The following is a 3,462-nucleotide window of genomic DNA, read 5'->3' on the forward strand; positions in this document are numbered from 1 at the left end:
CGCCATGACGCGTTCTCTCCGTAGCGGTCCACCACCGCCGCGAGAGGCTGGAACACCCGCTGGAGGACGGCGGGGTAGTGCTCGTCGTAGAGACCGCTGAAGCCGCGAAAGTCGGCGAACATGACTGCGCGAATCGCGCGCGGCGGGTGCGTGGGCTGCGTCTCCGGTGGCGCGCCGGGTGGTGGCGTGCGAGATCGGAGTGAGGTGACGTGCGTCGGCCGACCCGTCCGTCGCCAGATGTCGATGTTGCGCTCGGTGCCGCTCACCGGAGGCTTCTCGTCCCAGATGGCGAGCTGCTCCACCTCGGAACCGAGACTCTGGGCGCGATTGATCGCATGTCCCATGGCGATGCGGGATGCATAGCCGAACAGCCCATCGTCACCGAGGTAGGCCGAATCGTACGCATGGATCACCGACGTAGCGCGTGCGAGACAGGCGCGGAAGCGATCCAGCCAAACAGCACCCGCCGGCTCGACCGAGACCTTCTCGAACTCAGCGGTGTGGAATGGGAGCACCACGTGGAGCTCGCCGCCGCGCGCCAGCACCGCCTCGGCGACGATCGTGTCCGCACCGCACGCCAGCGACCCATAGGCGAAGCCCACCGCGCGATCGTCCAAATATGCCGCAACATCCGCACTGACCTGTTGCGCGAGTCGGATCGGGAAGCGCCCCAACCCCGCAGCTCCGGCGATGAGATGCCCGCAGTAGTGGATCACCGCGGGGACTCGGAGCACGTCGAGAATCTCTCGGCCGACACCGATCACGGAGCACACCACCTCGAGCTGCCGACGGGTCGCGGCACGCGCTCCCCAGTCGCCCGTCGACAACGAGGCCGCCAGCTTCAGCGCCTGACGAGCCGCGCCGACGTCTCGCCGGATGAGATGCGCCTCGGCCGTCGTTGCGGCCGCCCAATACCGCGTTTCGGCGTCGGCCAGTGGCTGTGTGCTTGCCAGCTCCAGGGCGCGACGTGCCAGCTCGTGTGCGCGAGCGACCTCCCCGGCCAATAGCCGCATCGTCGCAGCGTTGATGCATGCGTAGTGCCGATTGAACCGCTCAACGGTCGCCTCGTACCGGTCAGCCGCTTCCGCGAAGCACGCCGGCTGGGCTCCCCTCGGGGCTCGCAGGGCCATGTCCTTGCTGATTCTCGCTTCGAGCGCGGCGCTGTCCTCCCGCAATCGGACCGATGCAGTTGCCGCGCGGTCCACGTCGTGACGCAGCCGGGCCGCCTCTGGCGCCGCACGATCCAGCGCACCCGACCGTGCCAACGCGAGCGCCGCGACATAACGCGCCTCGAGATCGGTCGGACCGCCCCTCGACGCGCCCACGGCCAGGTCGTACGCGACGAGGACGTCGCCGCGGGCCAAGGCGTCGCGTGCCGCCGCGAGCTGCTCCGAGCTCACCCGTGCACGATAGCCCTACGGCTCTCCGCCGGTCAGAGGGTGACGACCCTGCCGTGGCGTCGTGTTGGAGCACGACGAACTGACGACTCAGCGTCGGAGCGATGCTCCCGATGCGTTGAAGTTGGCCGTCTGGCACGCGCCGGAGCACGCACCCGCGTGGGCGAACACCTTGTAGAGCCCGCTGCCGGTGGTAAGCGCGGGCATGGTGAACGTGACGGTGTAGTTGCCGTTCACGTTGGTGACGACGCTCTTGGGCGTCACCGCCGTGAGCGCGCCTGTCGTGTTGTTCTTCAGGAGGACGGTCAGGTCGCCTGCCGCGCCCCACCGCGTGCTGCACAACCCGTCGTAGGTCGACGTCGCGGGGTTGTCAGGCGTGATGACCTTGCACGGGAACCGGACCCCCGTCATGGTGACCACCGTGCCCGGCGTCGTCGGGTTGGGGCACGCGGCGCCGCCGCATTGCAGCGTGGGAACGGGCGACCGTACGAAGACGTCCTTGAAGCCGACCGCCGCGGGCGTGCGGCCTGGGTGCGACGGGTCGAACTCGGCGACGACGATCGAGCAGGTCCAGCCTGCCGCGAGTTGGGCCGAGGTCGGCGGGCACAGCCCGTCGGTGTTGGGGCTGGGTTGACCGTCGATGCCCGTGAGCCTGTAGTCGGAGGGGAGCTGAAGCGTGAACGGCCCTGGCAAGTTCCCGCTCGCGTCGAGATTGATCGAGCCGGACACGCCGAGCCCGTTGCCGAAGTCGCACGCGCCGAGGGGGTCGCCGTCGCCCCCGGTGCCGTCGACGTTGGGCTCGGTGAGCACCTGACGGTTGCAGAGCACGATCATGACCGATGCGTTGGGGTGGCCACCGTAGGCAGGCGCGGACACCGTCACCTCGGACGGTGTCGTGCACGCGGGACCGAAGTTCTGGCTGCACGGGTTCGGCTTCGAGAGCTCGAGGCTCACGGTCTTCGACACCGTGATGGCATGGTTCGCCGGCGCGGCGGGCGACTCGACGACGAGGGTCACACCGGTGGCCTCGTAGTGCGCCCGGTAGACCCTGGTGCTGTCGATGCTCGCGCCCTGGACGCTGCCGAAGCTCCCGGAGCGGACGCCGTAGGTGATCACGTCGAAGGTGTTGCCGAGGGCGGGGGTGAACGTGGGCTCGAGCTTCAGGATCCCGTCGAGGAACGCCGTCCCCGAGATCTGGAGCTGGCCGAAGTTCGTTCCCGGGGTCGTGCCCCGCATCGGGACGGCGAGTGTGCCCGTCGCGGTCTGGTGGTAGTCGCCGCCGACGCTGAGGACCCCGCGCCGGACGCGCACCGTGCCGGTGTTGGTGAAGGCCACGTACACGTAGGCGGGGTTGGTGGATCCGGTGAGCTTGGTCAGGGTGCCGGTGTTGGTCACCTTGTTGCCAAGGTTGTCCTGGTCGTACATGCGGGCGTTGTCGGCCAGGTCGAAGCTGCCCGCGTTGGCGAGGGTGGCGCCGTTGTAGAAGAGGATGTAGGTGTCGACCGCCATCGAGGCGGTGCCGTTGTTCTGCAACGTGGTGCCGTCGAGGGAGTGGCAATTGCAGAACGCGTTGGTGACGGCGAGGGTGGCGCCCGCGGCCACGGTGGTGGTGCCCGTGCCCGTGATTGTCCCCGAGCTCCAGACGAAGGTGCCCGAGATGGTGCGGCTGCCCGCGCCGCTGAGGGTGCCGGCGAGCTCGAGCGTGCCGGCGGTGGCGTTGAGGTTGAAGGTGCCGTCGACGGTGCCGGAGATCTGGACGACCCCCGCGCCCTTCACCTGGGGCGTGCCGCCCAGGGTGTGGGCGCCGTCGAGCCCCAGCACCGCTCCGCCCCCCGCCTCGAAGCTGCCGGTGGAGACGCCTCCGCTGCCCGCGCTGAGGTTCAGGTTGCCCGAGCCCACCCGCACCGCGCCGTCGTTGTCGAAGGCCACGTACACGTAGGCGGGGTTGGTGGATCCGGTGAGCTTGGTCAGGGTGCCGGTGTTGGTCACCTTGTTGCCAAGGTTGTCCTGGTCGTACATGCGGGCGTTGTCGGCCAGGTCGAAGCTGCCCGCGTTGGCGAGGGTG

1 protein-coding gene is annotated in these 3,462 nt (G+C 69.2%); it reads right to left on the reverse strand.

All coding sequences use genetic code 11. The annotated features are described in order from the left end of the window. Nucleotides 1-1,400 (reverse strand): DUF4071 domain-containing protein (locus E6G06_12445; GenBank protein ID TML90588.1); only part of this gene is annotated, 1,400 nt, incomplete at its 3' end. Nucleotides 1,401-3,462 lie beyond the last annotated feature (2,062 nt).

This window comes from Actinomycetota bacterium (assembly GCA_005888325.1).
Classification (GTDB): Bacteria; Actinomycetota; Acidimicrobiia; order Acidimicrobiales; family AC-14; genus AC-14.